Here is a 20,400-nt window from a genome sequence, read left to right as displayed (position 1 = left end):
GTTCACTTGTTTGTCCGTAGAAAGCTGCTAAATGGCAAAGTTGCTGTTAAGAGCACAGCTGTTTTGTGCATGCAGATCCGTCATGAATAGGCAATAGTAAATGATGCACTTCTCTCGGACTAGAGGGAAGTGTTTTTACGATAGGGGGAATTCAAAAATGAACAAAAAAACAATTATTCGTACATTAGAAAAAATTGCATTATATATGGAGTTACAGGGCGAAAATCCGTTTAAAGTTTCCGCCTTCCGAAAAGCCGCGGCTGCACTGGAAGGTGACGAGCGTTCCTTAAGTGAAATGGAAGATGTGACAAAGCTGAAAGGAATAGGTAAAGGCACGGCTGCTGTCATTGAAGACCTGATTGAGACAGGAGAGTCAAGTCTCTTAAAAGAATTACAAGAGATCGTACCAAAAGGATTACTGCCATTATTAAAGTTGCCGGGCTTAGGTGGTAAAAAAATTGCCAAGCTTCATCAAGAGCTAGGTATTGATTCAGCTGAAAGTTTACAAGCTGCCTGTGAGGCTGGCAAAGTGCGCGAACTAGCGGGCTTTGCAGCGAAAACAGAAGAAAAAATTTTAAAGGAGCTTGCGAATTTTGCCAATCGTTCGGAACGATTACCAATTTGGCAGCTGGAGCCTGTTGTTTTACAAATTGAAGCACTTCTCGGTAGTATGGAAGAAGTAACACGTTTTTCCGTAGCTGGAAGCTTCCGCCGTGCAGCCGAAACGAGTAAAGATATTGATTTTATCGTTGTCACAGAAGCGGTGGAGGCAGTCCGTGAAAAATTATTAAGTGAACTTGCGATTCAAGAAGTGGTCGCTGCAGGGGATACAAAAATTTCTGTTATTTTAGATTTAGATGCTCCAGTCAGTGTTGATTTTCGCTTAGTGCAAGATCATGAATATGCGACGGCTTTGCACCATTTTACAGGCTCAAAAGATCATAATGTTCGTATGCGCCAACTTGCTAAAGCGCGCGGTGAGAAAATTAGCGAATACGGTGTAGAGCAAGCAGATGGTTCTGTGCTGACATTTGCAGACGAAGCGGCATTTTTTGCACATTTTGATTTGCCATTTATTCCACCTAGTCTACGAACAGGGACAACAGAGTTTGAGCGCCAAAGTGATGTCGAGGATTTAGTAAAGCTAGAGGATATTGTGGCTGATTTGCATATGCATACGACATGGTCAGATGGTGCGTACTCCGTTGCGGAAATGGGTGAGGCATTGATTGCACGCGAGTATCGATATGGCGTTATTACGGATCACTCCCAGTATTTAAAAGTGGCCAATGGTTTAACGCCAGCAAGGTTAGTAAAGCAACGAGCAGAAATTGATGCATTTAACGAAGCGCATCCAGACTTTTATTTATATGCAGGAACAGAGATGGATATTTTACCAGATGGTTCGTTAGATTTTGATGATGAAGTGCTACGTCAATTAGATTTTGTCATTGCCTCTATTCATTCAAGTTTTACCCAATCACAGGATAAAATTATGGCGCGTTTACACACGGCGATGCAAAATCCTTACGTGCATATGATTGCCCATCCGACAGGTCGCATTATTGAGGACCGTGCTGGTTATAATCCAGATATAGCACAGTTAATCGATTGGGCGAAGGAATATGGCAAAATTTTAGAGTTAAACGCTAATCCATATCGATTGGACTTATGTGTGGAGCATTTAGAAATGGCTGTTGCCGCAGGTGTACCTGTCGCGATTAATACCGATGCTCATGATATTGCTCATTTACGTTTTATGGATATAGGCGTGCGCTATGCAAATAAGGCATGGCTGAAAAAAGATATGATTGTCAACACATGGACGCGGGAACAGTTTGAGGCGTTCATTCGACGAAATAAATAGGTTGAGGAGGTGTTCTCAGTGATCGCAGAACGCGCATTGAAAACACTAGAATATGATAAAGTACGTCAACAAGTGGCTACACACTGTACTTCTTCAATCGGCAAATCTGCTATTGATGAGCTTGTACCACAAACAGATTATGAAAAAGTCGTTCAGTTGCTAGAAGAAATGGATGAAGGATTATCCATTTTACGCGTGAAAGGCAATGTGCCGATGGGTGGAATTTTTGATGTGCGACCTGCTGCAAGACGTGCCCAAATTGGAGGCATGCTGTCGGCGATGGAATTAATGGAAGTGTCTAGCACAATTCGAGCTAGCCGTATTCTTCGTAATTTTCTTGAAGATTTAGAGTCCGAGGAAGTCGTTGATATTCCTCATTTTATTGCCAAAAAAGAAATGATGCCTGTACTTACAGGATTACAGCATGAAATTAATAACTGTATTGACGATAACGGGGCGGTGATGGATTCTGCAAGCCAAACATTACGTTCCATTCGTCAGTCTTTGCGCGCTGAAGAGGCTAAAGTCCGTTCTAAACTAGAAAGTTTAACGCGAGGCAGCAATGCTTCAAAAATGCTGTCAGATGCTATTGTAACGATTCGTAATGACCGTTATGTTATTCCCGTTAAACAGGAATATCGTCATCATTATGGTGGTATTGTGCATGACCAATCGTCATCTGGCCAAACATTATTTATCGAACCAGATTCAGTTGTACAAGCGAATAATGAAATTCATCAACTGAAAATGAAAGAGCAAACGGAAATTGCGCGCATCTTGCTCGCTTTAAGTGCGATGGTTGAAGAAGTAGCACCTGATTTATTTAACTTAGTAAAAATATTAGGTGAAATTGATGTAATTTTAGCAAAAGGCAAATACGGTCAGGCGAATAAATGCACGATGCCGAAAATGAACAAGGACGGCTATATCCGACTTGTGCGAGCGCGTCACCCACTATTGCCAATTGAAACGGCTGTTGCGAATGACATTGAATTTGGCAAAGACATTACAGCCATTGTTATTACAGGACCAAACACAGGTGGTAAAACGGTCACATTAAAAACAGTTGGTCTATGTACGTTGATGGCACAGGCGGGCTTACCAGTGCCGGCATTAGATGGTTCAGAACTAGCCGTATTCGAGCAACTTTTTGCTGATATTGGTGATGAGCAATCGATTGAACAATCACTGTCAACTTTTTCATCCCATATGGTGAACATTGTCGACATTTTACAGCAATTCGATGACGAATCACTTGTGCTATTCGATGAATTAGGTGCAGGTACTGATCCGCAAGAAGGGGCAGCATTAGCAATTTCGATTTTAGATGAAGTGCATGGTCGCGGCGCACGTGTAATGGCAACGACGCATTACCCTGAATTAAAAGCATACGGCTATAATCGCCCTGGCGTTGCCAATGCAAGTGTCGAATTCGATATTGAAACATTGAGTCCGACATATCGTTTACTGATTGGGGTGCCAGGTCGCTCCAATGCCTTTGAAATTTCGAGTCGTCTTGGCTTACCAGAGTCGATTATCGATCGTGCGAAAAACTTTACAGGTACAGACCGACATGAGGTGGAGTCGATGATTGCTTCTCTAGAGGCAACGAGACGCCAATCCGAAGACGATGCCGAGCGCTCTCACGACTTATTATTAGAATCCGAGGCACTCCGCAAAGAACTACAGGACAAGCTTCAAGCATATGAAGAGCGCAAAGAAGCACTGGATAAAAAAGCGAAAGAAAAAGCGCGTAAAATTGTGGATGAAGCGAAAAGAGAAGCGGAATCCATTATTACAGAACTACGAGAAATGCGCAAAAACGCTGATCAAGTAGTGAAAGAGCATGAGCTTATTGAGGCGCGTAAACGATTGGAAGAGGCGACACCGCTTGAGCACAACAAAGTCTTGAAAAAAGCAGCGCAAGTGAAGGCGCGTGCACAAAACTTGGTTGTCGGCGATGAGGTAAAGGTGTTAAGCTATGGTCAACGGGGAACTTTGCTTGAAAAAGTATCGGATGTTGAATGGGTAGTACAAATGGGCATTTTAAAGATGAAAATTGCCGATACAGACCTTGAATATATTAAACCGGAAAAAGAGCCTGTACAACGTGTGGCTGGTGTGAAAAATCGAGATAGCCATGTAAAATTAGAATTAGATTTACGTGGGGAGCGCTATGAGGATGCGATTATTCGCACTGAAAAATATATAGATGATGCGCTACTTGCAAACTATGGGAGAGTGTCAATTATCCACGGTGTTGGAACAGGAGCATTGCGTCAAGGCATTCAAAGTTACCTGAAAAAGCATAAACGGGTGAAGTCCTTCCGTTTTGGAGAAGCAGGCGAAGGTGGATTTGGCGTCACTGTAGTGGAATTGAAATAAGCTGTAAAGGGGACGGAGAAAATGCTAAATTCTAGCTTTTGGCGATATCCAATTATCGAAACGGCAGGATATTTTAGTGTTGTTGTGTTATGTTTAGTCGTCTCGATGGCATTGTTCGAAGTCGTTACGAAATATAAAAACTGGGAAGAAATAAAAAAAGGTAATGTAGCTGTGGCGCTTGCTACGGGCGGCAAAATATTAGGGATTTGTAATATTTTCCGTTACTCAATCGCTCGCCATAGCACGTTAAGCGAGATGATTGGTTGGGGACTGTTTGGCTTTACGTTACTAATTGTGGCGTATTTCTTATTTGAGTTTATGACGCCGCGTTTTAACGTGGATCAAGAAATTGCCAATGACAATCGCTCAGTAGGCTTTATTTCCTTTACGATTTCAGTCGGTCTATCGTTCGTTATTGGGGCAAGTATTGCATAGGAGTGTTATGAGATGGAAAAATTAGCGAAAGTTCTAATCGTAGTCTGCATTGCATTTTTGGCAGTTGGTGTCTATTATATGTTGACCGTGTAATGTTATAATGCAAAAAAACTGTAGATCAACTTGAGATTTTCAAGTCTGATCTACAGTTTTTTTATTAATACGATAGAATAGCGCGAATCGCTGATAGAACTGTGCAAACCGCTGATAGAATGGCACGAATCGCCGATAGAACTGTGCAAACCGCTGATAGAATGGCGCAAATCGCTGATAAAGCACTGCCAATCGCTGATAGAATCGCTGGTGTAACCGTAACTAACATCGATAGCATCATGCGAATCGCTAATAAAACTACCATAATAGCCTGTAAGAGAAAAATTACATCGAAAGAAACTATTTTATTAATATAGAAATATAATGCCAATCAGTTGTATAAAAAGTGCCACAATGAATGAGTGTTCATAAGAAGCTTTAATATAATAACCTATATATGGTAGTACTATAATTGTTGTGAAATGCATAATAATTAATCGAAAATGCATTTATTTTCTATTTTGTGTTTGAAAGTGTATTTCTTTTTCATTATAATTAAATTAAGAATTTACAAAGTTTGGGACAAAGGGGAGAGGACGTATGACAGCAAAACCATGGCTAGCAAATTATCCTGAAGAAGTACCACCGTCTTTAACGTTTGAGGAAATTCCTGTGCAACAGTTTTTGACACGTGCCTATGAAAAAAAGCCATCGAAAGTGGCGATTCATTTTATGGGTAAGGATTTGACGTACACCGAGTTATATGAGTCTGCACTTAAGTTCGCGAACTACTTACAAGCACTAGGAGTGGAAAAGGGAGATCGTGTGGCGATCATGCTGCCAAACACGCCCCAAAGTGTAATCGCTTACTATGGCGCGATGTATGCCGGCGCAGTCGTCGTACAAACAAATCCACTTTATACTGAACGTGAACTGCAATATCAAATGGCGGACTCCGGTGCCAAGGTCATTTTAGTAATGGACATATTGTATCCACGCGTCATGAAAATTATGAAAGAAACCGCTCTTGAAAATGTCATTGTAACTGCCATCAAAGATTACTTACCATTCCCAAAAAACTTAGTTTATCCATTTATTCAAAAGAAACAATACGGCTTTAGCGTGAAAGTTGAGCATAGTGGACAAAATCACTTATTTACAGAAATTATGAAATCATCACCTGTAAAAATGATCGATGTGCCATTCGATTTTGAAGAAGACCTCGCATTGCTTCAATATACAGGTGGGACGACAGGCTACCCGAAAGGTGTTATGTTAACGCATAAAAACCTTATCGCTAATACGACAATGTGTGATGCCTGGATGTATAAATGTGTCCATGGTGAGGAAACCATTATGGGCGTGTTACCGTTTTTCCACGTCTATGGGATGACAACGGTGATGCTATTAACGGTTTTTACCCAAAATAGAATGGTCTTATTACCAAAGTTTGATGCAGAAACGGCTTTGAAAACGATCGATAAGCAAAAACCAACATTGTTCCCAGGTGCCCCAACATTATATATTGGTTTATTAAATCATCCGGATATCGCAAAATATGATTTATCGTCGATTAAGGCCTGTTTAAGTGGCTCTGCTTCATTGCCTGTCGAGCTGCAAGAGCAATTTGAAGCGGTCACAGGGGGAAAACTTGTTGAAGGCTATGGCTTAACTGAAACGTCACCAGTTACGCACGCAACACCTATTTGGGGGAAACGGGTCATTGGCTCAGTAGGATTACCGTGGCCGAATACGGATGCAGTCATTTTACGAACAGGTGATACGGAACAACTTGCTGTTGGTGAAATAGGTGAAATTGCTGTCAAAGGACCACAAATTATGAAAGGTTATTGGAATCGACCAGAAGATACAGCTGCAACTTTTGCTGATGGATGGTTTTTAACTGGTGACCTTGGCTACATGGATAAGGACGGATTTTTCTATGTTGTCGACAGGAAAAAAGATTTAATTATCGCTGGTGGCTTTAATATTTATCCTCGTGAAGTCGAAGAAGTTTTGTATGAACGTGAAGAAATTCAAGAATGTGTAGTAGCGGGTATCCCAGATCCATATCGCGGAGAAACAGTAAAAGCATATATTGTAGTAAAAGAAGGATATTCGATTACGGAAGACGAATTAAATAAATACTGTCGTCAGCATCTAGCTGCATTTAAAGTGCCACGCTATTATGAATTCCGAGATGAACTACCAAAAACGGCGGTTGGGAAAATTTTACGGCGTTCCTTAGTGGATGAAGAAAAAACAAAAATGGCGAATAAAGAAGCAAAATAACTACGTGTTAAAGTATTGACAAGCGTCAATGTAAAATATAATATGAAAATATGAATGAATAACCATTCATATTTTCATATTTTTTTGTTTGTGTGAAAACGTCTCTATTATGGAGAGCTAAGTAATGGAGCGTATGTATGTTTTTAGGTGGTGATATAAAATTGAAACGAGATAAGCCGAAATATAAGCAAATTATTGATGCAGCTGTCTTCGTTATTGCAGAAAATGGGTATCACCAAGCGCAAGTATCGAAGATCGCCAAACAAGCAGGGGTAGCTGACGGAACAATCTATTTATATTTTAAAAATAAAGAAGATATATTAATTTCTGTCTTTAATGAAAAAATGGCTGTTTTTGTAGAGTCATTACAAGATATAATAGAAAATGGAAGTACGTCAAAAGACAAACTTTCACGAATGATTGAAAATCATTTTAAAGTTCTAGCTACAGATCGATCCCTAGCAACTGTTACGCAATTAGAGCTTCGACAATCAAATAAAGATTTACGGCAAAAAATCAATGGTGTTTTAAGAGATTACTTACAATTGCTCGATCAGATTTTAATTGGCGGTATGGTTACAGGTGAGTTCAATCAAACGATGGATGTGCGCTTAGCACGTCAAATGGTCTTTGGCACTATTGATGAGACCATTACGTCGTGGGTGATGAATGATTATCGATATGATTTGATGGAACAAGTTCCAAAAGTTCAGGCATTAATCCTGAACGGCATTAAAGCATAAAAGGATGTGGGAAAGAAATGGAATTTCTAAGTTGGAAAGTAGAAGACGGCGTAGCAATGATTACGATTGCTCGTCCTCCAGCAAATGCACTATCTCGCGGAATTATTGCTGAAGTAGATGCTGTGCTTGATGCCGTTGAAAACGATGACACTGTACGTGTCCTTGTACTTCATGGTGAAGGCCGTTTCTTCTCAGCAGGTGCAGACATTAAAGAATTTACGGAAGTCCAATCTGGAGAGGAATTTACAAAGCTTGCAAGTAATGGCCAGCAAGTATTCGAACGTCTTGAGTCGTTTGCTAAGCCAGTTATTGCAGCCATTCATGGTGCTGCACTTGGTGGTGGGCTAGAACTAGCTATGAGCTGTCATATGCGCTTTGTAACCGAATCTGCAAAATTAGGATTACCTGAACTCCAACTAGGGCTGATTCCTGGATTTGGTGGCACACAACGTTTACCGCGTTATGTTGGGGTAGCAAAAGCAGCAGAAATGATGTTTACTAGCGAACCTATTTCAGGTACAGAAGCTGTGCAGTGGGGCTTAGCAAACCGTGCATTTCCAGATGAAGCATTACTTGATGAAACATTAAAGGTAGCGAAAAAAATTGCGAAGAAGAGCCCGATTGCCTTAAAAGAAGCAATCCAAGCATTGCAATATGCGAAGCCAGCTTCATTCTATGAAGGTGTTGCTGCAGAAGCGAAAGCCTTTGGTACAGTTTTTGTTTCAGAAGATGCAAAAGAAGGCATTCAAGCATTTATTGAAAAGCGCGAGCCTGTGTTTACTGGCAAATAGTTTTCCATCAGTATTGATAACGACATGAAGGGGAAATTGTCGATGCTGAAAATATATAATATTTACAAGTTTACTGGGAATTTAAAAAACGTTGCAGGGGGTATGAAATATGAACATTTTTGCATTAATTAAACGTACGTTTGATACGGAAGAAAAAATCGTTGTGTCAGGTGGTAAAATCCAAGAGGACGGCGCTGAATTCATTATTAATCCTTATGATGAATACGCGATTGAAGAAGCAATCCAAGTTCGTGACGCAGCTGGTGGTAAAGTAACGGTTGTGACGATCGGTGGCGAAGATGCTGAAAAGCAATTACGTACAGCGTTAGCAATGGGTGCCGACGAAGCGGTACTGATTAATACAGAAGATGATTTAGATGAATTAGATCAAAATGCTGCTGCTTACATTTTAGCGGAGTATTTAAAAGATAAAGATGCTGACTTAATTTTAACAGGAAATGTGGCGATTGACGGCGGTTCTGGTCAAGTTGGTCCACGTGTTGCAGATTTATTAGGCATTAACTATGTGACAACAATTACAAACCTTGAAATCGATGGCACATCTGCAAAAATCGTGCGCGATATCGAAGGGGATTCAGAAGTAATTGAAACGTCTTTACCATTATTAGTAACTGCTCAACAAGGTTTAAATGAGCCACGTTACCCATCATTACCAGGCATTATGAAAGCGAAGAAGAAACCGCTTGCAGAGCTTGAGTTAGATGATTTAGATATCGATGAAGATGATGTTGAAGTAAAAGTAGAAACTGTCGACATTTACTTGCCAGCTCAAAAAGCTGCAGGTCGTATTTTGGAAGGCGAGCTTGCTGAACAAGCAAAAGAGCTAGTCAACCTACTTCATTCAGAAGCGAAAGTTGTTTAAGTGTTAGCGCAAATCGAATCTTAAAGGGTAACGGAGGGAATATACTATGTCAAAAAAAGTATTAGTATTAGGTGAAGTTCGTGAAGGAAGCTTACGTAATGTATCTTTCGAGGCAATTGCAGCAGCAAAACAAATCGCTGATGGTGGCGAAGTAGTTGGTGTTCTTTTAGGCGATGCGGTTGCCGGATTAACAGGTCCATTATTTGAGCATGGTGCAGATCGTGTTGTAACTGTGGAGCATCCACATTTAAAACAATATACTTCAGATGGTTATGGACAAGCTTTACTAGCTGTGATTGAGCAAGAAAATCCAGAGGGTATCGTCTTCGGTCATACAGCAAACGGTAAAGATTTATCGCCAAAAATTGCAAGTAAATTACAAGCAGGTTTAGTATCTGACGTTACTGCAATTGAAGGTGCTGGTGATGATGTTGTATTCATCCGCCCAATCTATTCAGGTAAAGCTTTTGAAAAGGTAAAAGTGAAAGAGGGCATTATTTTAGCTTCAATCCGTCCAAACAATATTGCACCTTTAGAGAAAGCGACAGGTAAAACAGGAGATGTTTCTTCTCTTGCTGTTGAAATTACGAACCTACGTTCAATCATTAAAGAAGTTGTGCGTAAGTCTTCAGAAGGTGTCGATCTTTCAGAAGCAAAAGTAGTTGTAGCTGGTGGTCGTGGTGTGAAATCAGAAGAAGGTTTTGAACCATTAAAAGCATTAGCGGATTTACTTGGTGGCGCAGTGGGTGCATCTCGTGGTGCGTGTGACGCGGAGTATTGTGATTATTCTCTACAAATCGGTCAAACGGGTAAAGTAGTGACACCAGACCTATACATCGCAGCAGGTATTTCAGGAGCTATTCAACATTTAGCGGGTATGTCAAACTCGAAAGTAATCGTTGCGATCAATAAAGATCCAGAAGCAAATATCTTCAAAGTTGCGGACTACGGTATTGTAGGCGATTTATTTGAAGTAATACCATTGCTAATCGAAGAGTTTAAAGCGTTAAAAGTGAACGCATAAGCTAGGGTTTATCCCTAGCTTTTTACCTGTATAAAATGAGCGAACATGGGTCATGTGCTGCCAAACAAAAGATGGCCATTGACGTAGAACCTAAATTATACATTACAGGCAGATTGTTCGCTCAAGCTAATTTATCCATGCTATACTACAAGCGTAGTAAGTTTAAGGAGGATTTCAAATGGCAATTGTACATGCAACAGATGCAACGTTCCAAGATGATATTAAAGAAGGCTTAGTATTAGTCGACTTTTGGGCTGCTTGGTGTGGACCTTGTAAAATGATCGGTCCAGTTCTTGAAGAAATGGATGCTGCTGGTAGTGCAGCTAAAATCGTCAAAGTAGACGTAGATAACAACCAAGGTACTGCAGCGCAATACCAAATCATGTCTATTCCTTCACTGCTTTTATTCAAAAATGGTGAATTAGTAGACAAAACTGTTGGTTTCCAACCAAAAGAAGCATTAGAAGCTTTCATCGCAAAACATGCTTAATTTTTTTTGAGAAAGAGCTGAGCCATCTTTAGATGTGCTCGGCTTTTTTTCGTTATATAATAAAAGAGAAGAAAACGCTAGACACGCATCTTGCATGCACAATGTAAAAGCGTGAGGCGTTAATGGGATAATTAAAAATCCATCAAAAAGGGAGGCAGGTAGGCGATGAATGATTTAATAAAACGTAAGCTTGAAATTTTACCTGATCAGCCTGGCTGCTATTTGATGAAGGATCGACAAGGGACAATTATTTATGTAGGCAAAGCAAAGGTACTGAAAAATCGAGTGCGCTCGTATTTTACTGGATCGCACGAAGGAAAAACACAGCGCCTCGTTGGAGAAATTGAGGATTTCGAGTACATCGTGACCTCCTCTAATTTAGAAGCGCTTATTTTGGAGTTAAACCTTATTAAGCTACACGATCCTAAATACAATATCATGCTTACGGATGATAAAACGTATCCATATTTAAAAATTACGAATGAAAAACACCCAAGATTAATAACAACACGTAAAGTAAAAAAAGATAAGGCTAAATATTTCGGTCCTTATCCAAATGCTTATGCAGCAAGTGAGACGAAAAAGCTGTTGGACAGACTCTACCCATTGCGCAAATGTGTGCAATTACCTTCAAAAGTTTGCTTGTATCATCATATGGGACAATGTTTAGCACCTTGTGTGAAAAATATTGAAGCACAAGTTTATCACGATATGATTGAAGATATGACGAAGTTTTTAAATGGTGGCGTTGATGCTGTCAAAAAAGAGCTGGAACAGAAAATGATGGCTGCGGCAGAGCAGCTAGAATTTGAGCGTGCGAAGGAGTTTCGCGATCAAATTGCCCATATCGAAACAGTTATGCAAAAGCAAAAAATTGTGTCCAGTGATACAACGAACCGTGACGTCTTCGGTTATGCAGTAGAAAAAGGCTGGATGTGTGTGCAAGTGTTTTTCGTCCGTCAAGGGAAGTTGATTGAACGAGATGTCTCGATTTTCCCGATTTATCAGGATGTTGAGGAAGAATTTTTAACATTTATCGGACGTTTTTATGAAAAACTCGAGCATATAAAACCGAAGGAAATTTTTATTCCGCAGGCTATTGATGCAGCCATTTTAACGGAACTATTAGGTGTGAAAGTGCTGACACCAAAGCGCGGGCAGAAAAAAGAGCTTGTTGAGTTAGCTATGAAAAATGCCGAAATCGCTGTTGCAGCAAAATTCCAATTGATTGAACGACAGGAAGAGCGAACAATTGGTGCATGTGAAGCATTGGGCGAAGCTATGGGGATTTCAGTACCGCTTCGGATTGAAGCATTTGATAATAGTCATATGCACGGTACAGATGCAGTTTCAGCAATGGTTGTCTTTATAGATGGTAAACCAGCTAAAAAGGAATATCGTAAATATAAAACACGAACTGCTGCCAAACATGACGACTATGGAGCAATGCAAGAAGTTATTCGTCGCCGTTACACTCGAGTGTTAAAAGAAGGTTTGCCATTACCGGATTTAGTGTTAATTGATGGTGGTAAAGGACAAATGGAAGTGGCACGAGAAGTGCTAGAAGATGAACTTGGTCTAGTCATTCCTATTGCTGGCTTAGCGAAAGACGATAAGCACAATACGTCACAGCTATTATTTGGTGATCCGCCAGAAGTGATTGGATTAAAACGAACGAGTGACGGCTTTTATTTACTACAGCGCATTCAAGATGAAGTACACCGCTTTGCCATTACATTTTTGCGTCAACAGCATGAGAAAACTGCTATTCAATCGGTTCTTGATGGTATTGAAGGTGTTGGGCCAAAGCGCAAGCAACAATTATTAAAACATTTTGGCTCTGTCAAAAAAATTCGGGAGGCGAGCGAACTCGCACTGCAAGAAGCGGGGATGCCTGCCAACTTAGCAAACAGCATTTACAGTTATTTTCAGCAACAGTCATTGTCAAAGGATTAGACATATGCTAAGGTTGAAGGAGAACATAGAAATGAAAATCGAGTCATGTTCTACTATGCCTTGAAGGAACTACTTCCTAAAGGGAAAATTTAATATTCACTATTTTAAGTGATGATAGAGGTGCAAGATTCAATAGTAGCACATTGAAGGATGGACAAATCCAGTGATGATGTGTGAAAGGGGAGCTTGCCGAAGTGGAGTATCGTTGTTTCCGATACTTTGCTGGTTTTGCATTTAATAGATGTAAGACTGTCGAATCTTGACGTTTCGGAGAGCTATCACACATGCGCAAGCTTTTTTATTGTACATGTTGCAGGCAGCTTTCACGTTATGTGAGGGCTGCCTTTTTGCTGTTCTAGAAATGATAAAAGGAGAATGATGAAAATGGCGAGTATAGTATTGAAATTCGGCGGCCCAGCGATTGCCTCAACTGAGCGTATTCGAGAGGTCGCTAACATCGCGATTGCTAAAAAAGCGCTTGGTTATCATGTCATTGTGGTAACAGCAGCGATGGGGCGTACAGCAAAGGACTTAGCGAAAATGGTTCGTGATTTATCTGATGAAGCTTCAAAGCGTGAGATGGATGTACTGCTATCGACGAGCTCACAACTGTCTAGTGCACTTTTTGCCATCGCTTTACAGGAGGCAGGCCATGATGCAGTGTCATTAACGGGCTGGCAAGCGGGTGTGCAGACGGATGCCAAACACTATCATGCCCGTATCGACGATATCGATGTTCGTCGCCTGCAACAGCATTTGATGCAAGGTCAAATTGTAGTCGTTGCAGGAGAACAAGGAATGAATGCTGCACAAGATATTACAACACTTGGTAAGGGTGGAGCGGAAACAACAGCTGTCGCCATTGCAGCGGCATTAGAAGCCGAACGTGTAGAAATTTATACTAATGTGGATGGGGTTTATACAGCTGATCCTCGACATATTGAAAAAGCAAGAAAGCTAAACGAGATTTCATATGATGAAATGCTGGAACTATCTCATTTAGGTTCACATATTTTACATCCGCGTGCAGTGGAGCTCGCAAAGAAATTTCAAATCCCGGTCATTATTCGTTCAAGCGTAGAAGATACAAACGGCACTTTATTGAAGGAGGAAGTTGAAATGGAGAAAAATTTAATTGTACGTGGTGTTGCTTATGAGTCGGATGTCATTCGCCTGACAATCGGTTATGATACATACTCCACTGCATCGTTAGCAGATATGTTTGCCATACTGGCAGAGAATCGCATTAATGTCGATATTATCGTTCAAGCCATTATTGAAGGGGTGAAACCATCTGTATCGTTTACGATTTTAAAAGAGGAATTTGCTGATGCGTTACGTGTACTGGAAGATAGCAAATTGTCACTCGGTTTTAATTTTGCTGATTTTGAAATTGGTTTAGCGAAAGTCTCTATTATAGGTTCAGGCATGGCTTCAAATCCTGGCGTAGCCGCACGTATGTTTGACCGCTTACGCCATGAGGACATTGCAGTGAAAATGGTCAGCACTTCGGAAATTAAAGTGTCGGTTGTGGTGCCACAAGACGAAATGATACGTGCAGCAAATGCCTTACACGAGGAGTTTAATTTAGCACAAGAGATTTACGGATAGTAGCTATTAAATACGTTGATTTTCGTTGCGGGCGGACGTTTTCCGCTCAGCACATCGTAAGCCGCAACCGTCGCGATCGCGCCGCCTGTTGCGGCTTACGTTCTGTGCTGTTCCCTCAGGAGTTTGCCGCCCTCCACTGCACTCAACTAGTGTTAAGTACTTATATAAATGAATTGTTTGTGAATTGTGTGAGTGCCTGTCACCGAAAAAGTCACCGACGAAAAAAAGACAAAAGGCAGCATGCGTAACTTCATGCTGCCTTTTGTCGATACTTAAAAGGATTGCTTTTCTAATAAAAACGTTTCCTTTACTCGTTTATTCACTTGGTATTGTATGCATAATGCGCTCTTTAACATCCCATTTCACTGTAAACGTAATGAGCTGTTGCTTTTCGCGCTTCTCATCATAACATTCAGTCAAGTAACCTTTTGCTTGTTGGATTTGTTCAGCAATAAATCCTGCTTCTAATCTAAAACTACGATTTTGAATTTGCAATAGCGTAGGTTCATTCGTTAAGTGGAAAATGCGTCCATCTTTAGACTCCTTTGTTAATTCAAGAGTACCCCAGCTCGCATCCGCGAAAAATGCGATCAGTTCCTCTTGCGTTTTACAAGGAAACTTCCGTGCAAGTTCTTTTCCAGCCCAATAAAGTACGTCATTTTCATGTTTACCGAGAATAGAAGATAGGATGTGATCACGGATTAACTCATAACCAAATGATGAGATTGTATTAGATGGATTATTTAACATTGAAATCCTTCTTTCTTAGAATTTTCTTATAATTCCACGCCAAAATGTAAAGATAGAGTTTTCGAGAAAAAACGACACGTTATGTACTAGATTACTTCTATAATAAGGGCTAGTAAAAACTCTATGTTACCTTGACGCTCGTAGCTCTTGAGAGTACAATAAACATGTCATAATATTGTACCATGATGAAATACACAGTCAATGGAGTATCATTTACAAAATGGTGACGACTTTTGGTGTGCTATTTTAAGTACTAAGGGGGGTAACAGTCTTGTCGAAAGATCGAGAGTTTTTATGGCGTCGCTTACATTCTCTACTTGGTATCATTCCAGTAGGTCTGTTTTTAACGATGCACCTATTCATTAACTTTACAGCAACAGGCGGAGCAGAAAGTTACAACAATGCTTCCTCAGCAATGGAAAATATTCCATTTCTTATCCTAGTCGAGTGGATTGTCATCTACATTCCATTAATGTTCCACGCATTTTATGGTGTGTATATTGCATTCACTGCAACACCAAATACAGGGCGTTTTAGCACATACCGTAACTGGATGTTCTCATTACAACGCTTCACAGGTGTATTTTTAGTAATCTTCATTGCATGGCATATTTTCCAAACTCGTATTCAAAAAGCGCTTGGTACACACGTTGATTACGACATGATGGCAAATATCGTTGCTAATCCATTTATGCTTGGATTCTACATTGTTGGTATTATATCAGCAACGTTCCACTTATCAAATGGTTTATGGTCATTCTTAGTAAGCTGGGGTATTACACAATCACCACAGTCTCAAAAGATTGCTACTTATGTAACAAACATTCTTTTCGTAATTTTAAGTGTAGTTGGTGTGGCTGCTATTTTAGCTTTCGTTTAATTTAATATAATAGAAGCTACTATAAGAGTGCATGCAATCATTGCAATTTTCTAAGAGGAGTGAGAAATAATCATGGCGAAAAGCAAAATAATTGTTGTCGGCGGCGGTTTAGCTGGTCTGATGGCAACGATTAAAGCAGCTGAAGTTGGTACTGAAGTTGATTTATTCTCATTAGTTCCTGTAAAACGCTCACACTCTGTATGTGCGCAAGGCGGAATTAATGGTGCCGTAAATACAAAAGGTGAAGGGGATTCTCCTTGGATTCACTTTGATGATACAGTATATGGTGGGGATTTCTTAGCAAACCAACCACCAGTTAAAGGTATGTGTGATGCAGCCCCTGGTATTATTCACTTAATGGACCGTATGGGTGTAATGTTCAACCGTACACCAGAAGGTTTACTTGATTTCCGTCGTTTCGGTGGTACGTTAATGCACCGTACAGCGTTCTCAGGTGCAACAACTGGTCAACAATTACTATACGCATTGGACGAGCAAGTTCGTTCTCACGAAGTAGCTGGTTTAGTCAACAAATATGAGCACTGGGAATTCCTTGGTGTAGTTATCGATGATGACGGCGTTTGCCGCGGTATCGTAGCACAAAATATGCGTACAGAAGAAATTCAATCATTCCGTGCAGACGCTGTTATTATGGCGACTGGTGGTCCTGGTATTATCTTCGGTAAAACAACAAACTCTGTTATCAACACAGGTTCTGCTGCTTCTATCGTATACCAACAAGGTGCTTCATACGCGAATGGTGAGTTCATTCAAATTCACCCAACAGCGATTCCTGGAGACGATAAAAACCGTCTAATGTCAGAATCTGCTCGTGGTGAAGGTGGACGTATTTGGACTTATAAAGACGGTAAACCTTGGTACTTCTTAGAAGAAAAATACCCTGCATACGGTAACTTAGTACCACGTGATATTGCTACACGTGAAATTTTCGACGTTTGTGTAAACCAAAAACTTGGTATCAACGGCGAAAACATGGTATATCTAGATCTTTCTCATAAAGATCCACACGAATTAGATGTAAAACTTGGTGGTATCATTGAAATCTACGAAAAATTCGTAGGTGATGACCCACGTAAATTACCAATGAAAATTTTCCCTGCCGTTCACTATTCAATGGGTGGATTATGGGTTGACTACAACCAAATGACTGAAATTCCTGGTCTATTCGCAGCGGGTGAATGTGATTACTCTCAACATGGTGCTAACCGTCTTGGTGCAAACTCATTATTATCTGCTATTTACGGCGGTATGGTTGCTGGTCCAAATGCAGTAGATTACGTTAAACATTTGAAAAAGCATGCTGAAGATGTATCTCAAGAAATTTACGATGCGCGTGTGAACGAAGAGCAAGCGAAATGGGATGCTATCATGAAAATGGACGGTACAGAAAACGCTTACTTACTTCACAAAGAACTTGGTGAGTTAATGACAGCTACAATGACAGTTGTACGCTTTAACGACCAACTTGAAGAAACGTATAAAAAACTTGGCGAATTCCAAAAACGTTGGGAAAACATCAACATCAACGATACACAAAAATGGAGTAACCAAGGTGCTCACTTTACACGTCAGTTGAAAAACATGCTTTACTTAGCGAAAGTAATGACAAAAGGTGCTTTACTTCGTAATGAATCTCGTGGTGCGCACTATAAACCAGACTTCCCACAACGTGATGATGAGAACTTCTTAAAAACAACAATGGCGAAATTCGACCCAGCTACGGGCGAGCCAATCATCACTTATCAAGAAGTAGACGTATCATTAATCCCACCACGTAAACGTGACTACTCTGCGAAAGGAGACTAAGGATTATGGATATCGCAGCTAATACTGGAAGAATGGTAAAAGTTGAAATTTTACGTCAAGATACACAAGGTGGCCAAGGCTACTGGCAGAAATTCGAAGTTCCTTACCGTCATGGTATGAACGTTATTTCTGTATTAATGGAGATTCAAAAAAACCCAGTGACAGCATCTGGTGAAAAAACAACACCAGTTTCTTGGGACATGAACTGTCTTGAAGAAGTTTGTGGGGCATGTTCAATGGTTATCAATGGTCGTCCTCGTCAATCATGTTCAACACTGATTGATCAATTGACTGAACCAGTTCGCCTTGAGCCAATGAAAACGTTCCCGGTTGTACGTGACTTACAAGTTGACCGCGATCGTATGTTTAATGCACTGAAAAAAGTGAAAGCATGGGTACCAATCGATGGTACTTATGATTTAGGTGAAGGTCCACGTATGCCAGAAGGTAAACGTCAATGGGCTTACGAATTATCTAAATGTATGACTTGTGGGGTTTGTATGGAAGCGTGTCCAAACGTGTCTGAAAAAGCTTCATTCATTGGACCAGCACCATTATCACAAGTACGTCTATTTAATACACACCCAACAGGTGCTATGATTAAAGACGAGCGTTTAAATGCAATTATGGGTGACGGCGGTCTTGCTAACTGCGGTAACTCTCAAAACTGTGTAGCTGCTTGTCCTAAAGGTATTCCTTTAACAACATCTATCGCATCTTTAAACCGTGCAACAACAGTGCAAATGTTCCGTAACTTCTTCGGTTCTGACCACTACGTTGACTAATTGTACATGGAACTCCCATACACAATCGTGTATGGGAGTTTTTTTGTAGACTGTTAGCTAGAACAGTAGCTGAATCGGGAATAAAATACGAAAATATCTGATTTTTCTATCATAATATAGCATCTTCCTTTATAATGAATTTGTATTCATTTTTATGTTGTTTAAATAGGAAAACTACTAATCACAGGGGTACAATTTTAAGGGGGATGGCTATATGAAAGCAAGTTATATTGAAGATTTTAATACATGGGTGGATGAATTTTCATTTTTTACTGAAGTACGCGTTCGCTTTTCGGAAACGGATATGTATGGTCATATGAATAATACAGTTAGTTTTACATACTTTGAACAGGCTAGAATTGATTATTTTAGACATCTCGGTCTATTAATGCCGTCTACACAAGATGACAAGGTAATGGGCATTCCAATCGTAGCCGATTTACAATGTGATTATCGAAAGCAAGTATACTTCGACGATGTATTGCGCGTCTATACAAAGATCGCTAACGTAGGAAATTCTTCAATGGATATTCATTACTTAGCAAAAAATCAAAACGATGACGTATGCTTTACAGGACGTGGAACGATTGTACAAATGGACCCTCGAACAGGGAAGAGCGTACCACTCTCAGCTGAAGAAAAAGCTCGCTTAGCTGCTTTGGCATGATTTAAGGCGAAGAACCACTGGCTTGGCCACTATTCAAATGTGGTGAAAGTTGGTTTATTTGCATTTTTAATTAGGTTTAATGAATTCATTTTTCTTCATTTATTGCCCTTTTATAGAAGAACATTTGATTTTTTTGTGGAAACTACGTGTATTCATGAAAATAGCCGTCACCGCTCATCACTCCTTAACATAAGTTACAATACGTGCGGGGGAGGAGGGTGTGACTGAAAATGAATGGCTCTCATCATCGTTCTCTTTTAACAAACCGAGAACGTGAAATATTTGCGCTTTTATTAGCTGAAAAAACAACGAGGGATATTGCAGAGCAGCTTGGTATTAGTGAAAAAACAGTGCGAAATCACATTTCCAATACAATTCAAAAGCTAGGTGTAACAAATCGATCTCAGGCGTTAATTGAGCTGTTACGCTTAGAAGAATTCAAATTAGACTAATGGACACTTGCTATTTCGTGAAAAAAACGACAAAATAGAACTATTCAACGTATTTTTAGGAGTGGAATAGTTATATGTCGGATGAAGTAACAAAGCACTCACCTGAAACCGTTGCAACGGTTGAAAAGGAACTACGCTATATAGCGGCCATTGTGAAACAAAAAGGAAGGGAAATTGTTTCACAGTATGCGATTACGCCGCCACAATTTGTTGCATTACAGTGGTTAGAAGAGCTTGGAGATATTACAATTGGCGATTTATCAAACCGTTTATACTTAGCTTTTAGTACGACAACAGATTTAGTGGACCGAATGGAGAAAAATGAATTAGTCAAGCGCATGCGAGATGAAAATGATCGCCGTGTCGTTGTCGTTCATCTTCTCGAAAAAGGCGAACGTATTATTCAAGAAGTTATTGAAAAAAGACAGCAATATTTGCAGGAAATGCTTGTAGAATTTAACGAACAAGAAGTCGCGCAATTATCAAGCTATTTACAAAAACTACATGTACACATGAAACAGGATTGAGG

19 protein-coding genes and 1 riboswitch are annotated in these 20,400 nt (G+C 40.1%); of the genes, 17 read left to right on the top strand and 2 right to left on the bottom strand.

Translation table 11 applies throughout. The features are described from left to right. The first annotated feature begins 157 nt into the window (after window positions 1-157). Genes polX through ACKVEV_RS10755 form a run of 3 tightly spaced genes read left to right on the top strand, consistent with a single transcriptional unit; the run spans window position 158 to window position 4,687 of the window. Window positions 158-1,867, top strand: a complete 1,710-nt coding sequence (gene polX / locus ACKVEV_RS10765) for a DNA polymerase/3'-5' exonuclease PolX (protein ID WP_409370364.1) — start codon at window positions 158-160, stop codon at window positions 1,865-1,867. An 18-nt stretch (window positions 1,868-1,885) separates the two neighbouring features. Beyond that, window positions 1,886-4,252 carry an endonuclease MutS2 gene (locus ACKVEV_RS10760; RefSeq protein ID WP_409370363.1) on the top strand — a complete coding sequence of 789 codons (2,367 nt, stop codon included), beginning with the start codon at window positions 1,886-1,888 and terminating at the stop codon, window positions 4,250-4,252. 21 nt (window positions 4,253-4,273) lie between these two features. After that, the gene (locus tag ACKVEV_RS10755) at window positions 4,274-4,687 is read left to right on the top strand and encodes a DUF350 domain-containing protein (protein ID WP_143995717.1); all 414 of its coding nucleotides are present in this window, start codon (window positions 4,274-4,276) and stop codon (window positions 4,685-4,687) included. A gap of 157 nt (window positions 4,688-4,844) precedes the next feature. On the opposite strand, the gene ACKVEV_RS10750 is transcribed toward ACKVEV_RS10755, so the two are convergent. Beyond that, entirely contained in the window at window positions 4,845-5,045 is a 201-nt protein-coding gene (locus ACKVEV_RS10750) for a hypothetical protein (RefSeq protein ID WP_409370362.1), read from the bottom strand. 275 nt (window positions 5,046-5,320) lie between these two features. Here ACKVEV_RS10750 and ACKVEV_RS10745 point away from each other — a divergent pair, with 275 nt between their 5' ends. The 8 genes from ACKVEV_RS10745 (at window position 5,321) to ACKVEV_RS10710 (ending at window position 14,510) form a co-directional block, all read left to right on the top strand. Beyond that, a complete protein-coding gene (locus ACKVEV_RS10745; RefSeq protein ID WP_409370361.1) occupies window positions 5,321-7,012 on the top strand; it encodes an AMP-binding protein in 1,692 nt (563 codons plus the stop codon). Between the two features lie 161 nt (window positions 7,013-7,173). Then, on the top strand, window positions 7,174-7,755 hold the full coding sequence (locus ACKVEV_RS10740; RefSeq protein ID WP_409370360.1) for a TetR/AcrR family transcriptional regulator: 582 nt from the start codon (window positions 7,174-7,176) through the stop codon (window positions 7,753-7,755). Window positions 7,756-7,772: 17 nt separating this feature from the next. Beyond that, window positions 7,773-8,546 carry an enoyl-CoA hydratase gene (locus ACKVEV_RS10735; RefSeq protein WP_409370359.1) on the top strand — a complete coding sequence of 258 codons (774 nt, stop codon included), beginning with the start codon at window positions 7,773-7,775 and terminating at the stop codon, window positions 8,544-8,546. A 109-nt stretch (window positions 8,547-8,655) separates the two neighbouring features. Further along, entirely contained in the window at window positions 8,656-9,429 is a 774-nt protein-coding gene (locus ACKVEV_RS10730) for an electron transfer flavoprotein subunit beta/FixA family protein (protein ID WP_409370358.1), read from the top strand. Between the two features lie 46 nt (window positions 9,430-9,475). Continuing rightward, window positions 9,476-10,453 (top strand): electron transfer flavoprotein subunit alpha/FixB family protein, encoded by a 978-nt coding sequence (locus tag ACKVEV_RS10725; RefSeq protein WP_409370357.1) that lies wholly within the window; start codon window positions 9,476-9,478, stop codon window positions 10,451-10,453. A 178-nt stretch (window positions 10,454-10,631) separates the two neighbouring features. After that, window positions 10,632-10,943 carry a thioredoxin gene (gene trxA / locus ACKVEV_RS10720; protein WP_024363864.1) on the top strand — a complete coding sequence of 104 codons (312 nt, stop codon included), beginning with the start codon at window positions 10,632-10,634 and terminating at the stop codon, window positions 10,941-10,943. A gap of 165 nt (window positions 10,944-11,108) precedes the next feature. Further along, complete coding sequence (uvrC, locus tag ACKVEV_RS10715; protein WP_409370356.1) at window positions 11,109-12,899, top strand: excinuclease ABC subunit UvrC; 1,791 nt, start codon at window positions 11,109-11,111, stop codon at window positions 12,897-12,899. A 107-nt stretch (window positions 12,900-13,006) separates the two neighbouring features. Then, window positions 13,007-13,185, top strand: a riboswitch (Lysine riboswitch). A 98-nt stretch (window positions 13,186-13,283) separates the two neighbouring features. Then, a complete protein-coding gene (locus ACKVEV_RS10710) occupies window positions 13,284-14,510 on the top strand; it encodes an aspartate kinase (protein WP_409370355.1) in 1,227 nt (408 codons plus the stop codon). Window positions 14,511-14,825: 315 nt separating this feature from the next. On the opposite strand, the gene ACKVEV_RS10705 is transcribed toward ACKVEV_RS10710, so the two are convergent. Then, window positions 14,826-15,260, bottom strand: coding sequence for a YslB family protein (locus ACKVEV_RS10705; protein WP_409370354.1), 435 nt, complete (start codon window positions 15,258-15,260; stop codon window positions 14,826-14,828). A 271-nt stretch (window positions 15,261-15,531) separates the two neighbouring features. Between ACKVEV_RS10705 and ACKVEV_RS10700 the strand changes: the two genes are divergently transcribed. From ACKVEV_RS10700 to ACKVEV_RS10675, 6 genes are all read left to right on the top strand, one after another. Further along, window positions 15,532-16,140: a succinate dehydrogenase cytochrome b558 subunit gene (locus ACKVEV_RS10700; RefSeq protein ID WP_409370353.1), complete on the top strand. Its 609-nt coding sequence runs from the start codon at window positions 15,532-15,534 to the stop codon at window positions 16,138-16,140. 72 nt (window positions 16,141-16,212) lie between these two features. Then, window positions 16,213-17,967, top strand: a complete 1,755-nt coding sequence (gene sdhA, locus ACKVEV_RS10695) for a succinate dehydrogenase flavoprotein subunit (protein ID WP_409370352.1) — start codon at window positions 16,213-16,215, stop codon at window positions 17,965-17,967. 5 nt (window positions 17,968-17,972) lie between these two features. Beyond that, complete coding sequence (sdhB, locus tag ACKVEV_RS10690; RefSeq protein WP_409370351.1) at window positions 17,973-18,752, top strand: succinate dehydrogenase iron-sulfur subunit; 780 nt, start codon at window positions 17,973-17,975, stop codon at window positions 18,750-18,752. A gap of 214 nt (window positions 18,753-18,966) precedes the next feature. After that, a complete protein-coding gene (locus ACKVEV_RS10685) occupies window positions 18,967-19,419 on the top strand; it encodes an acyl-CoA thioesterase (protein ID WP_409370350.1) in 453 nt (150 codons plus the stop codon). Between the two features lie 230 nt (window positions 19,420-19,649). After that, window positions 19,650-19,871, top strand: coding sequence for a helix-turn-helix domain-containing protein (locus tag ACKVEV_RS10680; protein ID WP_004226437.1), 222 nt, complete (start codon window positions 19,650-19,652; stop codon window positions 19,869-19,871). A gap of 74 nt (window positions 19,872-19,945) precedes the next feature. Further along, entirely contained in the window at window positions 19,946-20,398 is a 453-nt protein-coding gene (locus ACKVEV_RS10675) for a MarR family winged helix-turn-helix transcriptional regulator (RefSeq protein WP_409370349.1), read from the top strand. The last annotated feature ends 2 nt before the right edge of the window (window positions 20,399-20,400 follow it).

It is taken from the genome of Lysinibacillus sp. 38-6 (assembly GCF_046245175.1).
Classification (GTDB): domain Bacteria; phylum Bacillota; class Bacilli; order Bacillales_A; family Planococcaceae; genus Lysinibacillus.
Note: the sequence above shows the minus strand (reverse complement) of the source record. Positions and strands in the feature narration are given on the sequence as shown.